Raw genomic sequence first — 24,750 nt, 5'->3', positions numbered from 1 at the left:
AAAAATCTATTATAAAAAATAATAAAAATATCCAATGAATAAACAAATAACAGATACTATATTGATGGTTCGTCCAGTAGCATTTCGGATGAACGAAGAAACAGCGGTAAATAACTATTTTCAAGAACAAATTGACTTGAAAAATGAAGAAATCAATAAAAAAGCACAGCAGGAGTTTGACGAATTTGCTCAGAAGTTGCGAAATATTGGTGTGAACGTCATCATAGTTGATGATATCAAAGAACAAGATACGCCAGACTCGATATTTCCGAATAATTGGATAAGTTTTCATCAAACGGGGAATATTGCATTATATCCGATGTTCGCTGAAAATAGGAGGAGAGAGCGTAGAGAAGACGTGTTGGACTTACTCGAAGAAAAGGGGTATGTTATTGAAAACGTGTATGATTACACCGAAGCTGAGAACGATGATGTTTTCTTAGAGGGAACGGGCTCAATGATATTAGACCGCGTAAACCGAAAGGCGTATTGTGCGTTATCGCCTCGTGCTGATGAGGAATTGTTTATCGAGTTCTGTGAAGATTTTGAGTACACTCCTGTAATTTTCAAGGCATATCAAAAAGTGGACGGAGTTTCAAAACTTATCTATCATACCAACGTGATGATGTCCGTTGCTGAAACGTTTGCTATCATTTGTTTGGATACTATTGAAGATAAGAAAGAACAAAAGAATGTGATTGCTCATTTAAAGGAAGATGGTAAAGAAATTATTGCCATCACCGAAGCACAAATGCATCAATTTGCAGGAAATATGTTACAGGTGCAAGGAAAAGACGGGGCGTACCTCGTGATGAGTGGTGCGGCATATCGAAGTTTAAATCCGGAGCAGATAAAAAAAATAGAGAAGCACTGCAAAATATTACATTCTGATTTAGAAACTATTGAGACTTGCGGCGGCGGAAGTGCACGTTGTATGATGGCGGAAGTTTTCTTGTCAAAAGAATAAAAGAAGATAAACGTTTATTATCAGGTTTGCATTAGCAATGTGTGAGTGTATTCTTTTGAAATAAGATAACAAGGAAAATAAAAAAGGAAAGGAGCAGATTTCAGTATTGAAATCGCTCCTGTTCCCCATCACTAACTAAAAAACTCAATCACTATGATTTTTAAACTAAACTGTCATACTAAAAATTTTCGTTTCAGGAATGTTGCGTTGAAGGCGTAAGTCAAAAGCCATACAAACATTCCGTACAAAAGGTTTTCCAAGCTCAGTTACGGTCATTTTTTGTCCGTCAATGCGGATAAGACCGTCGTTTACCATTTCGGCTAACTGCTCAGTCACTTGCTTTATCTCAGGGAAATATGTCTTTTGGTCTTCCCAAGAAGTTTCAAAGTGACACATTAGATTTAAAATATGCTTGCGAACAATTAAATCTTCCTCTGTCAATATATGTCCTCTAAATACAGGGATTTGGTCAGATTCAATGCGTTTGTAATAATCTTCCAAGTCTTTTTCATTCTGTGCAAAACCATACCAGCTATCACCTATGGAAGATACACCAAGCCCAATCATCACTTGAGTTTTGGAGGCTGTATATCCCATAAAATTCCGATGCAAATTATTATTCACGAATGATTCATATAAGGAATCGGAAGTTAGAGAAAAATGGTCCATCCCAATTTCGAGATATCCAGCTTCTATAAGGTGTTTTTTCCCTGTTTCGTAAAGCATCCGTTTTTGGTCTCCCGAAGGTAAGTTGCTTTCGTCAAAACCACGTTGTCCGTTGCCTTTTATCCAAGGCACGTGAGCGTAGCTGTAAAAAGCAATGCGATCAGGACGCAAGGAATTACTTTTGTCAATAGTATAAAGAACGTCGTTCAAGGTCTGAAAAGGCAAACCAAAAACCAAGTCGTGGCTGATGGATTTGTAACCAATCTCACGCGCCCAGTGGGTTACTCTCTGCACGTTTTCAAAAGGTTGCACACGATTAATCGCTTTTTGTACCTTTAAAGAATAATCCTGAACTCCAAAACTTACACGGTCAAAGCCCAAATCAAACAAGGTTTGTAAATGAACTTTTGTTGTGTTGTTAGGGTGCCCTTCAAAACTGAAAGTTTTATCTTGAGCTACTTGAGCTTTATCTAAAATCCCTTCAATAAGTCTTTTCAATTGATTAGGAGCAAAGAACGTTGGTGTGCCCCCTCCTAAATGAATTTCCTTAATAATAGGAACTTCTTTCAAAAAATCGGTATAAAGTTTCCATTCTTTTAGTACCGCATCAATGTAAGGGGCTTCCACTTCGTGGCGTTTGGTAATACGCTTGTGGCAGCCACAAAATGTACACAAACTTTCACAAAAAGGAAGATGAATGTACAAGCTAATCCCTTCAGATTGATTACTTTCCTTAAAAGACCTTTGTAAACTTTCTAGCCATTTTTCCTCCGTAAATGAATGGGTATCCCAGTAAGGGACTGTAGGATAACTCGTATAACGAGGTCCTGCAACATTATATTTCTGAACAAATGATTTCTTCATATTTCAAAACAGGGCAAAAATATCTTTTTTTTAATCAATAAAAAATGATATTAGTCATAAACTATATTCTACAATAAGTTGCAAATATACAGAAAAAGATGTGAAGCAATTTTTTGAAAGTATATTTAATTGTATGTTAAAATATGAAACTTCACTTGCTTTTTTTGTTGTTTTTAACGACTTTTGGCGCTTTGGAATACACAATTGAAGGATATGGAAGAGAATAATTTTTTAGAAAACGAAGATATTTTTTCAAAAGTTTTGCGTGCTGGGCGCAGAACTTATTTCTTCGATGTTAGAGCTACACGTGCTGGAGATTACTATTTGACGATAACGGAGAGTAAAAAATTCACTGAAGATAATGGCGCTTTTCATTACAAAAAGCACAAAATCTATCTGTATAAAGAGGATTTTGAATCGTTCAAAGAAATTTTGGCACAAATAACCTCGTATGTGTTTGAGGAAAAAGGTGAAGAAGTCATTTCCGAACGTCACCAAAAAGATTTCAAAAAAGAAGGAGGAACCGCCTTTTCGAATCATCAAAATATAGATGGGGGGGGGGGTAAATTACTTAAAATCAATAAGTTGACTAATTTTTTGTTTTTTTAGATTTCGGAGTGTATCCTAAATTTTTACTTATGTTCAAAGTACTTCAAGTAAAAGACTTTCAATAAATGCTAAAAGACATTATTGTAAATCTAAATTGATAAGATGAAAGTAAGTATTTGTTTATTTACTGTTTCATAAACTATGATATCTAAACAATAATGTAAATCTACAAAAAACCGAAGTTAAAAAAACGTGTGTTTAGCCTATTATTTTTGTGAAAAATCATCTCATTGTGGATTTTTCTTTAATTTTGTACGCTTAATAATTGGCTAAACTATGAATTTACTTTCGGTTGAGAATATTTCCAAAGCCTTTGGTGAGCGTATTTTGTTCGAAAATGTTTCCTTTGGTATCAATAAAGATCAAAAGATTGCCTTTATTGCTAAAAATGGCTCTGGAAAAACCACGTTGTTGAATATTATTGCAGGTAAGGATATGCCCGATAGCGGTCAGGTAGTATCGCGTAATGGCATCCATATTGCCTATCTTTCACAAACGGATCATTTTGATGAGCAACTAACTATTGAAGAAACCATTTTTTCAGCAGATAATCCGATTTTAAAAGTTATTCAAGAGTATGAAAATGCTTTAAAAAATCCGCAAAACGAAATGGCTTATCAGAAGGCTTTTGAAAATATGGAACGCCATAATGCGTGGGATTTTGAAACCCAATTCAAACAAATTCTTTCGCGTTTAAAGCTTGATAATATCAAATTACAAATAAAAAGTCTTTCTGGCGGACAAAAAAAGCGCTTGGCTTTGGCTCACGTACTCATTAGCAAACCCGATTTACTTATTTTAGACGAGCCTACTAACCATCTGGATTTGGAAATGATCGAGTGGTTGGAACAATTCTTTGCTAAAGAAAATATGACCCTTTTTATGGTAACCCACGATCGTTATTTTCTTGAGCGTGTTTGTAATGAAATTGTAGAATTAGATCAAGGCGAATTATACACTTATAAAGGAAATTATTCTTATTTTTTAGAAAAGAAAGAGGCTCGATTGGCTCAAGAACAAGCCAGTGTAGAGAAGGCTAAAAACCTATACATGAAGGAATTGGATTGGATGCGACGCCAACCTAAGGCACGTACTACAAAATCAAAGTCGCGTATTGATGATTTTTATCTGATTAAGGAACAAGCACACAAACGCAGGAAGGAGCACGTTATTCAGTTGGAAATCAATATGGAACGCTTAGGTAGTAAAACGGTTGAATTTTATAATGTAAGTAAAAGTTTTGGCTCTTTATCCATACTCAATAAGTTTAGTTATAATTTTTTACGCGGAGAACATATCGGGATTATCGGAAAGAATGGAACAGGAAAATCTACTTTTTTGAATTTACTTACGGGGCAAATCACACCCGATAGCGGAAAAATTGTAGTAGGAGAAACCGTAAAATTCGGATATTATACTCAAAAAGGCATTGAGGTAAAATCGGGTGAAAAAGTAATTGATGTCATCAAAAAATTCGGTGAATATATTCCATTGCTTAAAGGGCGTACGCTTTCAGCTGCACAACTCTTGGAGCGCTTTCTTTTCGATCGTAAAAAACAATACGATTACGTAGAAAAACTCAGCGGAGGTGAACTCAAACGGTTGTATTTGTGTACTGTACTGATTCAAAATCCGAATTTTTTAATTTTAGATGAACCTACAAATGATTTGGATATTGTTACCTTAAATGTGTTGGAATCCTTTTTATTGGATTATCCTGGGTGTTTGGTAGTGGTTTCCCACGATAGGTATTTTATGGATAAAATTGTTGATCATTTGTTTGTATTTCGAGGGGATGCTCAAATAGAAGACTTCCCTGGTAATTATACCGATTTCCGTGTGTATGAGGAAAGTCTTCCGCCCGAAGAAAATGCTATAGAGAAAAAATCTCAACAAAAAAATACGTGGCGCAAAGACGGACTTAGAGGACTTTCCTTCAACGAACAAAAAGAATTCAATCGTTTAGAAAAAGACATTGCCTCTTTGGAAGAAAGAAAGTCAGCACTTGAGAATGATTTTGCTTCTTCTTTAAGTTCGGAAGAAATTAGTGAAAAATCGGTAGCCTTACAAGAAATCATCACAGAATTGGAAAACAAAACCGAGCGCTGGTTCGAGTTGTCTGTAAAAATGGAAGACTATGAAAACTGATTTCCAACAGCTAAAGGTTTTGGCTAAAAAACAACAAGATGAAAACAAAAAGTTTTTTGCACGATTAAAAAAGAAACCTCCTAAGGATTTGGATTATCAAGTACAACAAATTCACGATGAAGTATTTGAAAATACGGATTGTTTGCAATGTGCCAATTGTTGTAAAACTACAGGACCTCTTTTTACAAATACTGATATTGAGCGTATTGCTAAACATTTACGTTTGAAACCGCAAGATTTCGTAAGTAGATATTTATATATTGATGAAGATAAGGATTATGTGTTTCAAACGTTGCCGTGTCCGTTTTTAGATGCTGAAAACTATTGTTTGATTTATGAGGTTCGCCCCAAGGCGTGTCGTGAATATCCGCATACTGACCGAAAGAAAATCTACCAAATAAGTGCATTAACTATGAAAAATACCGAAATCTGCCCAGCTGCTTTTGAAGTAGTTGAGCGAATGAAAGCAAAAATAAAGGGAAAGTAAAAGGATAAAATGTAAAGTAAAAAGGATAAAGTAAAAGGTGTAAATAATATTTTTTATCCTTTTGATTTTTTGAATCTTTAAATATAAACAAACGATGTCGGACTGGAAAGCTACTCTTACCGAGTATCAAAATTATTTGAGATTACAGCGAGGAATGTCAAACAATTCGGTAATTTCCTATGGGTTGGACTTGGAAAAACTCATCATTTATCTGGAAAAGTATCAGATAGAAGAGTCTGCTGAAAACATAACTTCAGATACACTTCGTCAGTTTGTTTATGAAACTTCAAAGAATATCAATTCCCGATCACAAGCTCGGCTTATTTCGGCATTGAAGAGTTTCTTTACTTTTATGATGACAGAAAAGCATCGGGAGGATTTTCCAATGGAACTCATAGAAGCTCCAAAAATAGGACTTAAGCTCCCCGATACGCTTTCTTTACAAGAAATCGACCAGCTTTTAAATGGAATTGATTTGAGTACTGCTGAAGGACATCGAAATCGAGCCATTATTGAAACCTTATACGGTTGCGGACTTCGTGTTTCTGAGCTAGTAGATTTAAAATTATCTAATTTATTCTTCAAGGAAAATTTCATTCGAGTTTTGGGTAAAGGTAACAAACAAAGGCTTATTCCTATCGGAACATTTACCCAGAAACAAATCGAAAATTATGTAAAATATCAGCGTAATGAACTAAAAATTGCCAAAGGTCACGAGGATATTCTTTTTCTTAACCGACGAGGCAAACAGCTCACTCGTGCGATGATTTTTACCATAATTCGGCAGACGGCAGACCATATAGGCTTAAAAAAAAGAATTAGTCCGCATACTTTTCGGCATTCTTTTGCTACTCATTTGTTAGAAAATGGCGCTAATTTAAGAGCAATTCAGCTTATGCTTGGACACGAAAGTATCACTACCACTGAAATTTATATGCACGTGGAGAAATCTTTTCTGCGTGAAATGATAAATACATATCACCCAAGACAGAAAATGAAAATTCAACAATAGAAAGTCATTCAATAACAGAGTTTTATGAATATTTAAAACGTTTTCCTTTATTGGCAAATACGGAGCTTAATATTGAAGCAAGTGCTTTTTCCGATGGATTTTTATATTTATTTAATAGAAGTAACAATGTTATTGTAAAGTTTGATTATCAAGATTTTTTATCATACCTAAAAACAGGAAATCTTCCCAAAATAGAAATAAGCCGAATTTCTCTTCCTGAGATAGAAAAATTTGAAGCAGGTTTTTCGGGAGCAACATTTAAGGAAAAGTCACAGATTATTTTCACGGCTTCGGTAGAAGCTACTGATGATGCTTACAACGATGGAGAAATCATTGGGAGTTTAATTGGGGTAATTAATATTTCTGATTTTCAAAAACCTAAAGTAATCCGTTATAATTTAATTCCGAATAATGGTGAAAATCCTATAAAAGTAGAGTCCGTTACGATATTATCTTCAAAATCAAATGATAATACTGAAGTTGTTTTTATAACAGATGATGATAACGGAAATACAAAGCTCATCAAAGCAAATTTGAAAATGTAACTTATTTTATTTCAAATTAAGCTCCAATTTTCCATAAAGTAAATCCAAATAATAGCGAGTTTCTTCCGTAAGATTGGATTCGGCAGAGGAAGGCTACTTCATTTCATTTTAGTTAGTAATGGTGTGTGCGTTTGTTTATGGTATTTTCTCCTGTTTTATTTATGGGGTAAGAAGCCGATATGGGTGTTCGTTTTCGAGAGCAAAGGTATTTCTGTGTTTGTAACGCTTCTACAAGGTCAAGCCTTTGGTTTTCAAAAAAATCTCCACACCCGTTTTCAACAGGAGTTGTATTTTTTTGAAAAACCTTGTAGCCGCTAAACACAGACCTTTTAGGCTCTCGAAACGACCACCGCATATTCCAGCTCTTTATACGAATAAAAAAAATGTCAAAAATGATAAAAATGAACGCACTACTTACTACTTGTTTTAATGAAACGACTTTGCTCTTCCTCTCATTGCCGAATTAAAAAATTTTAGTTAAGATGAGCAAGTATGCTTATGTTTTTTGTGCTTTCTTCTTTTATATTTGGAAACTTACCTATTTGTATGCTTACTTATACAAGCACGTACCTACATATTTACATACATATATACACAAACAAGTAAGTGTGTAAGTATTTACGTTTGCAGATAATCACATAGGTATTATCGTATTTGTTTACGTACGTATGTACATATGTAAGTACGTTGGTAAGTAGCTACATACATATGTATGTGCGTACAAAGAAACATACACAATTACACACGTATTTACATAAGGAAGTCTTTGGCATTATAAGGCATTCAATGGCAAGGAATGATATACCTGCTAAATGATTGAAATTCGGTTGTTTTGCACAAAAATAAAAGGCAATGAGTTTGGAAGGTTTTTCTTTCTTTTTTAAAACTGACTTTAATGCGACTGATAGGGAGCATTTTCTGTTCACCCGAACAGAGCAAGTTGTGTTTTGAGGCACTCTAAGGCGTATTAGTGCCTCAAAACCACTTGTCCTTGCAGGGAGCTGAAAATCCCTCCAAAGTCGTGATTTTTTAACTTAACAACCGATTTTATAAATAACACTATGGACACAAAAAATATTCAACATAAGCAATATAACGGACGACACAAAAAGCTCAATCCAATCACACATCGGTATGTGTTTCGACTAAATGATGAAGATAATGCTAAATTTCTATCTCTGTTTGAACAATCGGGAATGAAAATCAAAGCTCATTTTATTACTTCGGTATTATTTTCCAAAGAAATCAAAAGTGTAAAATTCGATAAATCAGTATTGGATTTTTATATCGAACTCACCGAACTCTATGGGCAATTTCGGGCGGTGGGCGTGAATTACAATCAGATAGTAAAGATTTTGTATCGCAATTTTTCCGAAAAGAAAGCCGCTGTCTATCTGTTCAAATTTGAAAAACAAACGGCTCAAATGGTAGCTATCTGTAAAGAAATTATGGCTATTTCACAACAATTAGAACAACATATCACTGAAAAAAACACGAAAAATGGTCGCTAAAATACATCGAGGAGGCAATCTTTTGGGAGTATGGACAACCAAAAGGTAAATGCCGAGATGAAAAATTATCAGAAAATCCCGCAAATTCTATCATTTGTAGATGAAGAGGGAACGGATAAGATGCAAAAACAAATACAAACCAATTACAAGCAAGTGAAGTTAGATATTGTCAAACTTATCAAAAACGAACTTGAACGCATCGAAAACGATTCCAATTTGACTCATTTAATGAGAAGGAAAGAGATTAAAAGAGAAGTGTGGATAAATTTCCAATATTTATCAACTCATTAAGTTCTACGTAAAGGGTTTTTAAACTTTCATTGAGTTTAAAATAATGAAAAAATCGGTTTATTCCTTTTATCAATCATTTGAAAATCCTCGGTGTTTTTGACAAACTCTGGTAGTTCATTCACTATATACCGGATTGAAAATAAGTTAAATACATAAAAAAATAAAGTGTCTTGAGCTGAAATACTTGAATTTAGCTTATTGATTTTGAGTGATTACAAGAATAAGTTACCGATTTCAATACGTTTGTCTTGAGAGAAATGTTAATTTTTTTTGTGAATGATATCTTTTCTTAATTTTGTGGTTGATATATAAAATATTGCTACGATGATTTTTAGCAGGATTAGATATTTTTGTGCCTGTTTTGTTGTGCTTTTGGGTTGTGCTGTAGAGCAAAATATTCCTATTGAAGGTAATTTTGATATTTTGGTTGTGGGGGAACGATATAACGTTCCTATGCGGGTTAGGATACTCAACAAAGTACAAGGAGCTGACACTTTTAAGTGGGAGTTTCCCGGGGGTAGTTATACTTCGTCGGACGTAATGCATCCTGAAGAAATTGTGTACAGACAGCCGGGTACCCACACGATAACCTTGCATACATCAAATGTTGATGGAGAACAAAAAACATTTCAAAAACATTTTACTGCATTTGCAGAGTTGGTAGCTTCTTTTGATTGGCAACAACAAGGGAGTTTGTACGCTCCTCTTACACTGGTAATGCAAAACAATAGCCAAGGAGCGGAGGCTTATCAATGGCATTTTCAGGGAGGTACTCCCGAGTATAGTTCTGAAAAAAATCCGACCGTAGTTTTTAATCAAGAAGGAGAATTTACGATAAGTTTGGAGGTGGTTAATCATTCTCAACGTGAAAGAGTGGAAAAAAACATTCGTGTCAATCCGCCTTTGGAGGTTGCTTTTGATTGGAAAAATGAATATTTTGAAAATTACCAAGCTCCCGTACGTATTTTTTTGAGCAATCAAACCAAGAATGCCACCTTGGGTTATCATTGGCAGGTTACCGACGGAATTTCTACACAGGAAAGTAACGAAGAAAATCCGAGTTTTTTACTTGCTCGTGAAGGAACGTATCAGATTACATTGACAGCTAAAAATGATAAACAAACCCTTTCTTTAAGCAGGGAAATCATCGTTGAAAAGGGAGATAATTTATTGACTTTTACAGATATAAAATTGGGTGTCAATATGGCTCAAAATACTATTGGTTGCTTTTTTTCTTCTTATCTGGGAAGAATATTAACTGCAGAAGAAATTACCTCTGAAACCGGAAAACTTATTGATTTTGTTTATTTTGGGCAGAATTCTTCTTTCTCCTATAATGTTTTTCTTTCTCCCGATAAAGTTCAAGAAACTGTCTTCGAAAAAATTCCTGGAGCCACACCAAGTCATTTTATCAACAAGCAAGAAAATGTAGGGCAAACTTTGTTGGATTCTGATGGTTTTGACCAATTAGGTTCAGGCAGTGTAGTAGCTCTCATAGATGTAATTTCTCATAAAAATCAAGCTCCTTTTAATAAAGATTTGATTCCCAGAATTGTACTTTTCCAAACTTTTGATGGAAGAAAAGGAGCTATCAAAATAAAGGAATACATAAGTGAAGGTGCACAATCTTACCTACTGGTAGATATAAAAATACAGAAGATACCATAATTTCATTTTAATTATGTAAGATTATGAAATTAAGGATTTTGTTTTTTGGATTATGGTTTTTGCTGAATGCTTTAGGATTCTCCCAGCAGATAGATTTAGAGAATATCGGCAGCCGTACCGAAGAAACGCTCAAAAAGAATCCATTTTCCATTTCAGGGAGTACCTCTGCCAATGGTGTTTACACACATTCCTCAGAAAATGGGCAAGTTCTACAAAATACCCCATTCTTATATTTTCTAAGTGGGAACATCAGTCTTGGTGTTTATAATTGGGCAATTCCTTTTAGCTATCGTTTTACCAATCAAGGCAGTAAGTTTGGTTATCAAATACCTTTTAAATTCAACAGACTAAGTTTACACCCCAAGTACAAGTGGATACAAGCCCACATAGGAGATGTAAGTATGAGTTTTTCTCCCTATACCTTCAATGGTTTGCAGTTTACGGGAGGTGGCTTGGAACTAAATCCGGAAAAATTCCCTGTTAAGGCATCCTTAATGGGTGGTCGATTACAAAAAGTGATAGAGTATGATGGAAATCCGCAGACTGTACCTACCTACGAGCGTTGGGGTTATGGAGCCAAGTTGATGTACAAGAACGACGACATAGAAGTAGGAGGGATACTCTTTTTTGCCAAAGATAAACCAAATTCGCTTGTAATGCCTATTCCTGACGAAAAGAAAATATATCCGTTGGAAAACCAAACCTATTCTTTGTTCGGAAAATACAGACCCTTACATTTTGTAGAGGTTTTTGGTGAATATGCTCTTAGTATGTTTTCATATGTAAACGAACCGCCTAAAAATTATGCGGCCTATAACACGGGTATCAACTTTTTGATAGGCAAAGCCAGTATTGGATTACGTTATGAATCGGTAGCTCCTGATTATAAAACTCTTGGAGCGTACTATTTTGTAAACGATATGGAAAACATTACCCTAAATGGCTCGATGCATCTTTTTCAAGGCAATGTAATGGTTTCGGGGAGTGTTGGAAAGCAACGAGATAATCTTAGTGGTCAGAAAGTTAAACAATCCAATCAATGGGTGGGTTCGATGAATGTATCGGCAAAAGTAAGTCAATCATTCACACTAACGGGTAGTTACAGTAATTTTACGATGTTTACCAATAGGCAGACAAATCCTTTTGAAAAGCTCAACAATCCGCAATTATATGAGCAACCTCAGGATTCGATTCGTTACAGACAGGTATCGCAAAATGTAGCTGTAAACCTTGCTTATACCCTTTCCGAAAATCAACAATTGACATTGAATTATACGCTGAATGATGTGGTAAATCGAGAGAATGAAATAGTTCGCAGGGGAGGTATTTCCCGATTTCATAACGCAGGAATAAATTATTCGCTATTGTTTCCCAACGAGAAACTTTCTATAACACCTTCACTAAACTATACGCATAATTGGGTAGCTCGTGAAAAATCACAAATTTTCGGTCCTTCGATTTTAGTGACTAAAAGCTTTTTTGAGGACAAACTTTCTACATCGTTGGGTGGTAATTATAGCCGTTCTGTAAGTGCTCATACCCATGCAAATACTGCAAATATTCAGTTAGGAGCAGGATATTCACCTTGGAAAAATCACCAGTTTACTCTCAGTGCTGTACAATCTTTCCGAAATAGCCATTCTTCAAATAATCAACAAAGAGGGCAGGAAAGTAACATCAGTATTGGTTACACCTATCATTTTGATAAAAAAGAAATACCTTTACCTAAGTTTAGATTTAAGAAAAAAGAAAAAAGGACAAGGAGCAAGGAAAAAGATACAAGGAGCAAGGAAAAAGATACAAGGAGCAAGGAAAAAGATACAAGGAGCAAGGAGAAAGATACAAGGAGCAAGGAGAAAGATACATGGAGCAAGGAGAAAGATACATGGAGCAAGGAAAAAGATACAAGGGACAAGAAGAAAGATAACATAAAAGAAAGAAAAATACTTTCTCCTGAGGAAAAATTAGAACAAGATTACCGAATGTTTGTTTTCCGATGCTTACAAAATCTGTATCGACAGGCACATCAAGCGGATGGTTATTTAAAAAGCAATTTATTTGCCAAAAAACGACAATGGGACAAGGAAAAAACACCTCAGTTGGAAGCCGAATTCCGCAAGGCAGAGCAAGGATATGTCAATCATCTGTGGATGATGCAACAACTTGAAGGGCTTACCCTGCAAGATGTTATGGAAGAAAAAGGTCTTTTGCAAAACTTTGGGCAACTTCATAAAGAAGATATCTACAGAACGTTACAAAAGAATATTACCATAAAAGAAAAAATGGATTATATTTCCGTATTGTTAGCCGATTTTTATCACAAAGCTTCTACACAAACAGAAGATTAAGAATGACGCGATATCAATATTCTGACAAACGAATTAAAAAATATAAAAAAAATCAATTGAATGATACCTTTTAGATACATACTTATTACGATTTTGATGCTTAGCACTGAAATTTTTTCACAAGAAAAAGCTTCATTGCAATTAGTTAAGGAAACCCAAAGTGATGCCATTTGTTTGCGGTGGGCAGTAGATGTTCCCTTGGCTTGGCAGAAATCCAATACGATAGGTTTCCGGCTGGAACGCTTTACCGTTTTACGTGACGGAAAGTTGCTGTCCGCTCCTGAGCGATTGGATTTGGGAACTTTTATGGTGCCCAAGTTGGAAGCGTGGCAATCGCTAGTGGAACAAAACGATAATGCAGCCATTGTGGCACAGGCTATCTATGGTGAAGATTTTCAGGTGGCAATGAGTTCTAACCAAAATGCCATCGAAGGGATTGTGAACAAAGCCAAAGAAATTGAACAGCGTTTTTCCTTTGCACTAATGGCTGCCGATTTGGATTTTGAGGTGGCTCGGTTTGCGGGTTGGGGCTACGTGGACAAGCAGGTCAAAAAAAACGAGAAATATTTTTATAAAATTCATCTGCTACCCAATGAAAAACTTTCACTTGAAGCAGGAAGTGTTATGGCAAGTCTGCAGGAGTACGAACCGCTTCCTACTCCGCTTGATTTTAATGCCTTCTTTCAAGACCAAAAAGTACTTCTTACGTGGGATTATAAAACGCTGAGCAGTTTATATAGCTATTATTTTCTGGAGAAGGCAGAAGGGAAAACGGATTTCAAGCCTATTAGCGAACTTCCGGTGGTAAATATGAATCAAGGTGCGAATGCCTCCACGATGGTTTATATTGATTCACTTTCACAAAATGATAAAGAATTTTCGTATCGTTTGCGAGGAAAAACCATTTTTGGGAGTTATAGTCCTTACACAGAAGTTGTAAGCGGAAAAGGTATCAAATCTCTCAGTATTGCAGCTCAACTTTCAAAAATACAAGCCATTACGGACAATCAATATCGTATTATGTGGAATTTCCCGAAGGAAAACGAAAATGAAATCACACATTTTGCTTTGCTTCATTCTGCCAATGACAAAGAATATCGTATTGTGAAAGATGAGATTCCTGTTTCAGAGCGAAGTGCAATGCATTCACTTCCAACGTCTTCTAATTATTACAAAATACGAACCTTTGGCAGAAACGGCTCACATCAAGATTCTTTTGCAATGCTGGTACAGCCTGAAGATGACACGCCACCGCTTGAAGTGCAACAACTTATCGGAACTATCGATTCTCTGGGAATTGTTCGTTTGCAATGGAAAGCCAATGCGGAAGCTGATTTGATGGGATATTACGTATTTCGAGCCAATCAAAAAGAAGAAGAAATGATGCGTATTACAGGGTCGCACATTACTCATACGTATTTTACGGATACGCTGTCGCTTAAAAATCTCAATAAAAAAATATTTTACGTTGTAACGGCGATTGATTTTCGCAAGAATGAATCCTCACGTTCTGAAATTTTGGAACTAACCAAACCTGATAAAATTCCGCCTTCAACACCGATTTTCACGGGGTATACGCAGGAGAAAAACCATTGGAAAATCACTTGGCAGCAAAGTTTTGATGATGATGTAACTCACTATCACCTTTACCGAAAGGAAAAAGAGGCAACACAATGGCACAAAATCCACTCCGAAAAGCATAGCCATCAGGAAAGCTATACGTATAAAGAACCTGCAACTCTTTCAGGAACATTTGTGTATTCGCTTAGGGCAGAGGACAGAAGTGGTAATTTTTCAGAGTATGCTCCTGTGATTCACATTCATCACAATCCGCTGACGGATACTCGGGTGCTTCGCGGGCTTAATAGCCGTGTTGGACAAGGAAAAATAGAGCTTCGGTGGGATAAACTAAAGGTCGCTATCAGTGAAATAGTGATTTACAAAGCTATCAAAGGCGAAAAACCGACCCTCTGGCGGAGTTTTTCCCAGCCTGTAACTTCGGCGGAAGATACTGACATAGCCCCCGACACAACCTACCAATATCTGATAAAAGTAATCCTGCAAGACCAAAGCCCCACACCTACTGAGAAAATTGAGGTTTTTGTAAAAGAATTTGGAGGAATATAACAAAAAAACCTCCCAATTACGGGAGGTTTTTGTATTTTAAAGTAAACAAAGTTATTGTTTTTTCAATGTTATTGTAAAAGGTTCTGCAATATCTCCTTCCGTTATACCAGAAAAGGTCAAAGTGTTATCTTTAATTAGGAATGTGTACTCAATGTTTTTTTCTCCTTTTCTCATAACTATCTTATTTTCTGAAATTGAATAAGATATCTCTTCTATTGTTGTTTCACACTCTGTTGAATTATTTTTTCTATTCAATGAAGTTACTTTTAGGTTTGTGTCAGTAAAAACATAAGTACTTTGTTTCTGACATTCGTCAAGATGTTCAACTTTTCCATTTACGATAAAAGTTTCTAATTTCCAAGTACCAATAAAAGGATTGGTAGGTACAGCAGGAGGCGTTTTACGAGCATTTTTTTTGTAGGTCTGAGTAACAGTACCTAGGGTAATTGTTAAAATATCATCTTTAACTGAAAAAGGAATACTTGCTTTTTGACCTCTTGCTTCAAAATGAATTTGGTTGTTTGAAATTGTATAAGAAACCTTACCCCCAAATTTGTCTTCACAAACGCTCCCCTCTTTTCTAAACTGATGATTTTCAATATCTTTTTCAGTAAAAAGAAAATAGGTGTACTCTTGGCATTCTTCCTTAAACTCTTTACCTCCTTCTACTTGTGATTGTAATGCCCACTCACCAATTAGCGGATTTGGTGCGTCATTTTTCTTATCATCTTTCCCACAAGAATACAGGGAAACTGCCAAAATAGCAACTACTGATGTTAAAACTTTTTTCATATGAAATTACCTTTAAAAATTACTATGACAAAAGTATAAAAAAAAGTAAATCAAGCAAATAAATTAAGATAATTTTTTTATTTTTGCGAAGAAAACAGCTTAAAACAAGTACGATGAGAAGGATTGTTTTTTTTATAGTATTACTCTCAAATTTATCTTTTTCGCAAGAACAAAAACCTTTTGCATACATAGATCTAATGAATATGTATATAAAATCTCATGCAGAAGACCGTTTATGTACTTCAATAACCGAAATCAAAGCTATTTATGAAGGAGGAGGACATGATGTCATTTTTTATTCCGATGATAATTCTGAAAGCGATATATATCCGCCTAACAGGCTTTCAATTGAATTGAAAAAAAAAGTAATAAAAATTGAAGTATATAGACGGGTTGTTGATGCCACTTATCAGTTTTTTGTTTTTAGTTCTTCGACTTGCTGTGTCAATTGTAGTGTTTCAGTGATGGAAAATCTTGAATCTTTCAATCCAAGTGCCTATTGTACAACAGCTTTTTTTGACTATCCTTGGAAATCATCAAGAGATGGACAAGCAGGAGGAAAAATTCGTTTTAACTACAAAATCAGACCTCACCACACCCTTTCTTCTGAAAAGCTAAGAGGCACAATTTCCAATACGTATTTGCCTATAGGGACAAAGGTTAAGTTGTTGGCTAAGGAGGGTTTTCCGTTGGAGTTATATAACTATCAATATTCAAAAACCCGTACTTGGAACAATGCTATTAATGATTATGAATACCAGTGGGAAAATTTATCCCAAACCTCAAAATCACATATTCTCTCAGTTTCAGCTGAAGATATTTTCGGCAGTAAATTGGAGGCGGAGAAACACATCGGTAAAGCGGTTTATTTTCGAGTGGTATCGTTTGATAAAGACAATTTCGGTCAGGTTTGCTCTCCTTCGAATGTTATTCCGTTGAAGGTGACTATTTCAACTCCTAAGGTTAAGGAATTTAAGCCTGTACAGCCCCGCTGCCCTAAAGAAAACGGAAGCGTTCAAGTGGTTTTAGATAGAGAGTTGTACGCAAATGAAAAAGCGAGGCTTTCCATTGTTCAGGGGACGATGGTTAATGGTACATTTAGCAGTACGGGAGATCCTGTTATTTCGTATGATAATGAGCAATTTAAAGCGAACTTTAAAAACAAAACTATCACCATACCCAATATTGCTTCGCTAAGGGATTCTCTCCATTGGTACCAATTGCAATTCATAGGCAAGTATTACTATGGGAGGGATTCTATCTCCAGTTTTTCCGATGGTGTGGAATTTAACAAAACCTTTCGTATTGTAGCTATTCCTGAACTAAAAGCGGAAATTACCTCCAAAAACAACGTCTGTTACGGTGAGAGCGAAGGTTCTATAGAAGTTTCTGTATCAGGAGGTACGCCTCCGTACAGATACATAAAAGATGGCGATACATTGAATATTACGGGTAATAAATTTACCCTTACCGGCCTCTCTGCAAGAGATTATACTATCGGAATTTTAGATAGCCATAATTGTCGAAGAGAAGACACAACGATAACCATTACTGAGCCTGTAGCTCCCATTACCATTGTCAATGAAAAGGAAGAAGAGGAAAAAAGTAACGAAGAACCCAATCCTTCGTTTTTTAAGAAAGATGTTTCAGGTTTTGGGCTTAAAAATGGAGAAATTCAGGCAATTCTAACTGGCGGTACACCTTTTGAGGCCCCCTCAGAGCCGTATCGATATACGTTAACGACCAAAAGCGGCGTTGTTGTTTCCACATTTTCAACCCAAACAAATGTGCAAGGATTTGCTGTTCATTATAGTCAGCTTGATAAAGGCGATTACATTCTTACTATTACCGACAAAAATAATTGTGTTCTTACGAAAACGATTTTCATTGATGAGCCAGATCCATTAGTAGTTAGCATCTCTGAAAAAACGGCAATTTCGTGTAACCCTGCTAATGATGACCCCAATAACGACCCCAAACTCAATAAAGACGGAGAGCTTTATGCATACGTAAAAGGAGGCAGACCTCCCTATGAATATCAATGGTATCGTGTTGAGGCAGGAAATTCTGAAAGGTTATTGGGTGAGACAGCATCCGTGCTAAAACAACTCACAGAAGGCGTATATCGTGTTGATATCAAGGATAAAAAAAACAATACAACCGGTGGTAGTTTTACGCTGAAATTTCCCGAGCGATTGACACTTACCACCGAAAGTACCGAAATCCGTTGTTCGGCTCCCACTTCAGGGACTGCCAAAGCCTTGCCTCAAGGAGGAACGCCTCCTTATATCTATCAGTGGAGCGACGGGCAAACCACCCAAACCGCTACGGGGCTTTCGGTAGGGAAATACTTTGTAGTGGTAAGCGATAGCAAAGGTTGTTCGGTACAGTCGCAAGTGGTACTTTCGTATCCTGAGGCAGCAAGGATTGATAGCGAAGAGATTACTCAACTTACCTGCTATGGAGATGATAACGGAAGTATTGTCTTAACCACTTCAGGAGGAAAAGGAACGGTAACCCATACGTGGTATGACGCTTCGGGGAAACTGCTAACCAAAGGCGTTTCCAAAGACGGAAAAAGTGTGAAAAATCTTGTTGCTGGAACTTACAAAATTGTACTTCGTGATGAGGGGGATTGTCCGCCTATTGAAAAAACTTTTGAAATTACCCAGCCTGAAAAATTGCAATTGCACTTACCGGCAGAAGTTACACTTTGTCAAGGAGATAGCCATACATTTGAATTGAGTGGACAGATAGCTGATGCTACTTATCGTTGGATGGATGCTTCAGGAAACTTGCTCGGTACGGAAGCCTCTTTGGTGGTGCACTTGGCGGGAGATTATTATGTGGAAGCCATTTCGCCTGAAGGATGTAAAGCCTTAGGGAAAACTACTGTAAAACAAAGTTCTCAGATATTGGAAGTTGATTTTTTAGTGGCTACTACTTCTTACTATGATTATACGTTAAAGTTGATAAATCTTTCCAAAAAAGCAGACGCTTTGCAATGGCAATTTTCGGATGATGTGATTGTTATAAATCAAAACAGACAAGAGGCGGAAGTACGTTTTCCTAAAGAGGGTATTTATCGTGTAGGACTTAAAGGTACATTGGGAGAATGCCAAAAAGTGATTGAAAAACAGCTTTTTGTTGAAAAAGACCGTGTGGGCATCTCGCAAGGAATACAGGTACAAAAAAATATCGAATCGTTTTTAATTGTGCCCAACCCCAATTCAGGTTCCTATCAGTTGCATATCAAACTAAATAAGGCATCAACTATTAGGGTACGGCTGATAGATATGTTAGGGAGAGAGCTTTTTGCCCCAGAGGAATTTTCAGAGCAAACCGATTTTATACTTCCTTTTAACAAACCAACCCTTTCTGCCGGGCAGTACATTATACTGATAGAAGCAGCAGGTGATGTACTCTCACAAAAAATGATAGTGAAATAGACATTAGGGATTAGTAAGTTAACAAGAAAGAAGAATAACTTTTTTCTTCCTTTCTTTTGCTTGATTTGAAAAATACAAACACACAAGAAAAACAATGCGTTATATTAAATATGTCATATTGGTATGGATTGTTATCCAAAGTAGTTTTTTAAAAGCCCAGCAGTATCCTGTGGACGTGCAGCTTTTTGTGACGCCCCCATACCAGCAGAGTTTACGAGACTATTGGGCTACTTTTGAGCCTAAAATGCAGGTCTATCTGCTTTTGAAAGATTTAAATAGTCCTATACGCAATGTGGCACTTGGGTTTTCGTTGGAAAACGTACAAGGGCAACCTCTGGCACAAACCCCGAACTTTCTACAGCCTTTTCAAACACAACTTACCTCTGGAGTGCGAAAAACCCTCTCCAATATAGAACTGAAACCCCTCTTTGCTTTTGAAAATTTACAAGGAGTTTCAGAGCATTTTTACAATGATTTATTGCCTGAAGGAGCTTATTTTATGTGTTTTACAGCCTATGATGTAGCTACACAAACGCCTCTTTCCGCCAAAGCTCGAACCTTAATACAAATACGTCGTTATACGCCACCACTGCCCACACTTCCTGCCAAAGGTGAAATTATCTCCAAAAAAAATCAGTTTCAACATTTGGTTTTTCAGTGGATGTTGCGAGACCCCGCTCCCTTTACCCAATACGAGTTTACCCTGAAAGAAGTCTGGGACAATAGCCTAAGCCCTGATGAGGCTTTTATTTCAGGGAGATTGGTATATCAAGGCAAAGTGCCTTCCAATACGATTTTGTATGGACCTGATAAACCCATACTTCTGGAAAACAAACGCTATGTATGGAAAGTACGTGCTTTTACCCAAAACCCGAACAATCCTAATCAGAGACAGTCTTTTTTTCATAACAATGGCGAGTCGGAAGCGTTTTATTTTGATTACGTAAGTCATTGCGAGGCTCCGAAGTTTTTGACAGCCATCACCAAAGATAATACCGCCAATATCCGCTGGAGCACCGAGCCGGTGCGGGCAAATACTCACTCAGGCGAAAACGGAGGCTTGTATAAAATTTTATATCGTGAGAAGGGCAAGAATTGGAAATCACAGATGTCCAACCACCCACAAGCGACCCTCATAGGCTTAAAACGAGGAAGAAACTACGTTTACAAAGTGGGCGTTGCCTGTGGATTGGGAGGGCAAACCCAAAGTGTTTTTAGTGAACAGACATACCTATACAGCAGTGAACAGGAGTTTGTTACTCCTCACAAACAAAACGATAGTACCAGCGTACAATGTGGGGTAAAACCTGAGATACGCATCAGAAATCGTGAGCCTTTGCAAGAGGTTTTGGGCGTGAATGAAACCTTTGTAGCGGGTGATTTTCCAGTAACTGTACTCAGAGCTACGGGCAGTAATGGGGTTTTCTCGGGGGAGGGCTACGTGCAAGTGCCGTATCTGCTCGACACAAAAATCAAAGTGAAATTTGACGGCATAAAAATCAACTCCGAACGCCAACTCTTTGAAGGAAAACTTGTTACAAGTTATGACAAAACTGAGAAAAACCTTCAATTTGTTCAAGAAGGTATTGGTGAGGTTTTCGGTGATGCAGGGGTAAAAACCAACAAAATTGATTTTGAAATTGCCGAAATCAAAAAAGACGAAAACGGACGTGTTGTTGTTATCGGTAAGCCTGACGAAAAAACAGGCATCGCTCCGCAGATTACCCTGCCTGTGGGGTCGGACTACCAGCTTTCCGATGCTTCTGGCAAAACGTGGACACTTGATGAAAAAGGCGAAGTAACCTCCGTAGGCGAAAAAGCAGATACCAAACTGGCTCAAAATCAAGGAAAAAACAACCTTCCGAAAGGGCAATCCAAACCTGAAAATTTTGAAGTACAATGGGATTTTTCGCAGAGTGCATTTGCTTTCGATGCTTCAGGGGAAATTCCTTACAAAGCTCTTGTAAAGGGCAAAAATGATGTTTTTCAGGTAGTTATAAAACAAAAGGATAGTTTACGATATAGTTTTCATTTTCAGACGGATAAAGGGCTAAAAGTCGAATCGAAAAAAGAAAAAGAAGGCGTTTTTGAAATCTCACGCAAAGGGCTTTTTGATTTTGGTGATGAAGAACTCTGGGTAGTTGCCCAAAATACAAAGACGGAAAAAGAAGAAGTTATCGGCAAATGTATGCTGGTGCATCTCTCTGAAAAAGAGGTAAATGTAACGCTCGTTCCCACTACGGAAAACTTACAAATCGGCATTGATGCCATACAGCGAATTTACGCCAAAGTGGGTGTAAAACTACACATTTCAACCGATGAGATATTTCCTGTTAAAGAAACCATCGACACGAAAAATGCCTTTGGCGACCTTTCAACATACAGCCCTGAACAACAAGCTATTATTGCTTGGTACAAATCGGAAAGAGCAACAAAACCGGATACGTATTACGTTTTTGTAGGCAAACAGGAAGGCTCACAGGTGGGTTATATGCGTTTGGGCGGTCAGTTTGGGTTTGCGTTGGACGGCAACTCAAGAACCATCGCTCACGAGTTGGGTCACGGGATTTTTAGGCTGGAACACCCCTTCAAAAAGGACGAAACCCAAAAGGGAACATTCAGAACCTTAATGGATTACGCCCAAGAAACTACTTTTGCTCACACCGATTGGAAACAAATTAACGACCCAAAACTTAAAATTTATGCCTTTCAAGGGCAAAGTCAGGGGGAGTTTGCAGGAAAAATTTGGCTTACACCCGATTGGAGACCCTTTTCATTTAATAAATCATACACAACGTCAATTGATAGAAAACAATTGAATAAAATTCCACAAGGTACATTACCCGCTATTTACCACGATGAAAAACCTTATTTTGCTAAATTTTCAGCACAAGGAAAATTTATTGGTTATCAAACAGTTCAAGGAGATATTTTAAATATTGAATATAAAACGGTTACAAATAAAACTGAAATTTATTTATACCAAACTGGCAGTAGTTGTGGTTCTGATAGATATTATGTAACTAATTGGGGATACATAAAAGATAAACAAGGCAAGGAGATAAATTTTGAAAATAACGAAGAAAATATAAAATACGTAGCTAATGTTGTTTGTAATGATCTGAAAAAAGGTAATTGTAGTGAATTTACACTTATCGCGGCAGAAGATATTTCAGAGATAGAAAAGTATCAAAAACAACTGGATAACGATTTAAAAAATGCCGTTACGAAAATAGCAAATTCTCGGCAAACAGAGGTACAACCACTTGGAAAATACAACCACATTGTTAATAGCCTCGTAAGTCGCGAACCAGCCAGCCAATTATATGAATTGGAAGAAAAATTACATCTTCTTTCTCATTATACCGATGTAGATGTTGTGGTTACATTTTTGGATTTGGGTAGCAACAAGTATGTAGAGGAACACATACTTTCTGATTTAGCACGAAATGCCGTACGAAAACTACCAACCGACAATCGTAAAGTAGTGTATGTGGCCATAGCTTCATCAAATTATGAATCTATTTTTAAAGAAGGAACGATAAATCAAAAGACTTGTTACAGCATAGCTTACGCACAAAGTCACAATGATATTGTTAACGTTAAACAACAGGGGAAATCTGTGTATGAAACCATTATTAATTGGTATGCAGACATTGAAAAACCTGTTATTTTCAATAAGTTTTATCAATATGCCGATGGTTCTTTGCAGAATTATATCTATAAATCGAAGACCAACCAAAGAGGATATCCGTTTATAAAACATTTGGAGTTTTATCAATCCAAGGTTTTAAGTAATAGAAAAGTATTTTATCCAACTTCCCCAAAAATTTCTGATGAAGGACAATTAGAAGAAATAATGGAACAAGTTCGGCAAGCCAGAGCAGATGCTGAGTTAGCTTTACAGAAAGAAACCGCTCCATACGGACTTGCTGATGAAGAATTATGGAACGTTCTAACGATTGATAATTTGGGTAAATTCCGAGAGGTTTTTATGGATTATGGGCAAAACGGAACGCCCGATTACCCGCGTTATTTGTGGCAAAACTCAGTAAACACTTGGCAATGGGGCAGTAAGGTAACCATAGCATTGGGGCAAAGCTCACTGCCATCAGAGGCATTGTATAACTTTGAAAAAATGACATTGTTGGACGATGCTGTTTACACAATGTTGGATATTTTTGGAACCATACCAGGTGTTGATACCTTTACTGACCCTATTGGGGCGGCTTATGCAGTGGCACGTAGTGATGTGGAAAATGCCACCATTTATTCGGTATCTGCGGTAACTCCTTTGGCTGGAGCAGCTTATGTGCGTGGTGGTGCCAAAGCTCTTTCAAAAACCGAACCGGCAGTGGTATTGGTTGCCAAAAAAGCCGATAATGCCGATGGTTTTGAGCTGATTTACAAAAGCGTAAACGACATACAAGCTAATGAATTTCACGTAGCTACCTCTATTGATGGCAGACAAAGCCAAGAATTTTTGGAGCAAACCCAAAAATATCTTGACAAAAATGCTATCAAAAAGCAGGTTGATGGATTGGCAAAAGCGAAAAGCCTCTCTCCAACGCTTAGTAAATGGGTAGATGAAATAAAAGATGTTTCTTTGCGGAGAAAAATAGAAAACTTAAATGCTGATGATTTAGCCAAGTTAGAAAAAGATTTCTTATCAAAAAGCAATGGAAATGAACTGAAAAAACTCATTACTACTGCTGATGATTTAGATAAATGGAAACTTTTAAAAGATGACCCACACTATGCTTTTGAACTTGCCCAAGAAAACCCCAATTGGGAAAAATGGGCAAAAAGTAATTTCTTTAAAGAAGTGACCAAAAAAGGAAAAGAGTTTGAGAAATTATGTTTGAATGAATTAAAAAATAAATCCTCACAAGTTTATAAAAGCTTAAAAAGTAGGATATCTGATTTAGACGAAAGAACCATCTTGACCAATGTAGAACTCTGTATATCAGGAAAATATCCTTGCAAAGAAGTAGGGGAATATTTTAAACCTGATTTTGTTGCAGTAAAAAAAGTCTTTGATGGAGATGTTGAATTTTTGGATATAATCATAATTGATTCTAAATTATCTAAAACCTCCCCTTGGACAGCTAACCAAAAAGAAGCACAAAAAATATTTGATTATGTTGTAAAAAGTTCTGGAAAAAAAATGCAGGGAAATTTGAATTTAGTAGAAAAAGAATTTGTACAAAGAAATAGTCAATTTATTAAGATTTATAAAGAAAACGAAATAATAAAAGTAAATTAA

The 24,750-nt window shown here is 36.5% G+C and carries 16 protein-coding genes; 13 read left to right on the top strand and 3 right to left on the bottom strand.

The features are described 5' to 3' along the window. The first annotated feature begins 34 nt into the window (after window positions 1-34). Window positions 35-967, top strand: a complete 933-nt coding sequence (gene ctlX, locus CGC47_RS02280; protein ID WP_041998835.1) for a citrulline utilization hydrolase CtlX — start codon at window positions 35-37, stop codon at window positions 965-967. Between the two features lie 165 nt (window positions 968-1,132). Here ctlX and hemN read toward each other — a convergent pair whose 3' ends face one another. Further along, entirely contained in the window at window positions 1,133-2,497 is a 1,365-nt protein-coding gene (gene hemN, locus CGC47_RS02275; protein WP_041998831.1) for an oxygen-independent coproporphyrinogen III oxidase, read from the bottom strand. 213 nt (window positions 2,498-2,710) lie between these two features. On the opposite strand from hemN, the gene CGC47_RS02270 reads away from it, so the two are divergent. The 5 genes from CGC47_RS02270 to CGC47_RS02250 all read left to right on the top strand — a co-directional run bounded on the left by CGC47_RS02270 (window position 2,711) and on the right by CGC47_RS02250 (window position 7,298). After that, a complete protein-coding gene (locus CGC47_RS02270) occupies window positions 2,711-3,106 on the top strand; it encodes a PUR family DNA/RNA-binding protein (RefSeq protein WP_095899937.1) in 396 nt (131 codons plus the stop codon). Window positions 3,107-3,382: 276 nt separating this feature from the next. Then, window positions 3,383-5,254, top strand: a complete 1,872-nt coding sequence (locus CGC47_RS02265) for an ABC-F family ATP-binding cassette domain-containing protein (protein WP_095899936.1) — start codon at window positions 3,383-3,385, stop codon at window positions 5,252-5,254. Further along, on the top strand, window positions 5,244-5,741 hold the full coding sequence (locus CGC47_RS02260) for a YkgJ family cysteine cluster protein (RefSeq protein WP_042002389.1): 498 nt from the start codon (window positions 5,244-5,246) through the stop codon (window positions 5,739-5,741). The genes CGC47_RS02265 and CGC47_RS02260 overlap by 11 nt, the downstream gene beginning before the upstream one ends. A 94-nt stretch (window positions 5,742-5,835) precedes the next feature. Next, window positions 5,836-6,753 carry a site-specific tyrosine recombinase XerD gene (gene xerD / locus CGC47_RS02255; RefSeq protein WP_095899935.1) on the top strand — a complete coding sequence of 306 codons (918 nt, stop codon included), beginning with the start codon at window positions 5,836-5,838 and terminating at the stop codon, window positions 6,751-6,753. Beyond that, window positions 6,717-7,298 (top strand): DUF6929 family protein, encoded by a 582-nt coding sequence (locus CGC47_RS02250; RefSeq protein ID WP_394336580.1) that lies wholly within the window; start codon window positions 6,717-6,719, stop codon window positions 7,296-7,298. The genes xerD and CGC47_RS02250 overlap by 37 nt, the downstream gene beginning before the upstream one ends. A 112-nt stretch (window positions 7,299-7,410) precedes the next feature. Here CGC47_RS02250 and CGC47_RS02245 read toward each other — a convergent pair whose 3' ends face one another. Continuing rightward, window positions 7,411-7,653 carry a hypothetical protein gene (locus tag CGC47_RS02245; protein ID WP_100342918.1) on the bottom strand — a complete coding sequence of 81 codons (243 nt, stop codon included), beginning with the start codon at window positions 7,651-7,653 and terminating at the stop codon, window positions 7,411-7,413. Between the two features lie 706 nt (window positions 7,654-8,359). Here CGC47_RS02245 and mobA point away from each other — a divergent pair. The 5 genes from mobA (at window position 8,360) to CGC47_RS02220 (ending at window position 15,243) form a co-directional block, all read left to right on the top strand. Then, window positions 8,360-8,809, top strand: a complete 450-nt coding sequence (gene mobA, locus CGC47_RS02240; protein WP_041998432.1) for a conjugal transfer protein MobA — start codon at window positions 8,360-8,362, stop codon at window positions 8,807-8,809. A 30-nt stretch (window positions 8,810-8,839) separates the two neighbouring features. Then, window positions 8,840-9,100: a hypothetical protein gene (locus tag CGC47_RS02235; RefSeq protein WP_041998429.1), complete on the top strand. Its 261-nt coding sequence runs from the start codon at window positions 8,840-8,842 to the stop codon at window positions 9,098-9,100. 324 nt (window positions 9,101-9,424) lie between these two features. Beyond that, window positions 9,425-10,768 carry a PKD domain-containing protein gene (locus tag CGC47_RS02230; RefSeq protein WP_095899933.1) on the top strand — a complete coding sequence of 448 codons (1,344 nt, stop codon included), beginning with the start codon at window positions 9,425-9,427 and terminating at the stop codon, window positions 10,766-10,768. 23 nt (window positions 10,769-10,791) lie between these two features. Then, window positions 10,792-13,116 (top strand): primosomal protein, encoded by a 2,325-nt coding sequence (locus tag CGC47_RS02225; RefSeq protein ID WP_095899932.1) that lies wholly within the window; start codon window positions 10,792-10,794, stop codon window positions 13,114-13,116. A gap of 60 nt (window positions 13,117-13,176) precedes the next feature. After that, window positions 13,177-15,243, top strand: a complete 2,067-nt coding sequence (locus tag CGC47_RS02220; protein WP_232779681.1) for a fibronectin type III domain-containing protein — start codon at window positions 13,177-13,179, stop codon at window positions 15,241-15,243. A gap of 51 nt (window positions 15,244-15,294) precedes the next feature. Here the strand turns inward: CGC47_RS02220 and CGC47_RS02215 are convergent, their stop codons facing one another. Further along, window positions 15,295-16,035, bottom strand: a complete 741-nt coding sequence (locus CGC47_RS02215) for a lipocalin-like domain-containing protein (RefSeq protein ID WP_041998513.1) — start codon at window positions 16,033-16,035, stop codon at window positions 15,295-15,297. Window positions 16,036-16,238: 203 nt separating this feature from the next. On the opposite strand from CGC47_RS02215, the gene CGC47_RS02210 reads away from it, so the two are divergent. Next, window positions 16,239-19,484 carry an Ig-like domain-containing protein gene (locus tag CGC47_RS02210; protein WP_169922927.1) on the top strand — a complete coding sequence of 1,082 codons (3,246 nt, stop codon included), beginning with the start codon at window positions 16,239-16,241 and terminating at the stop codon, window positions 19,482-19,484. A gap of 94 nt (window positions 19,485-19,578) precedes the next feature. Continuing rightward, window positions 19,579-24,750 carry a fibronectin type III domain-containing protein gene (locus tag CGC47_RS02205; RefSeq protein WP_095899931.1) on the top strand — a complete coding sequence of 1,724 codons (5,172 nt, stop codon included), beginning with the start codon at window positions 19,579-19,581 and terminating at the stop codon, window positions 24,748-24,750.

Source organism: Capnocytophaga canimorsus (genome assembly GCF_002302565.1).
Lineage (GTDB): Bacteria > Bacteroidota > Bacteroidia > Flavobacteriales > Flavobacteriaceae > Capnocytophaga > Capnocytophaga canimorsus.
Note: the sequence above shows the minus strand (reverse complement) of the source record. Positions and strands in the feature narration are given on the sequence as shown.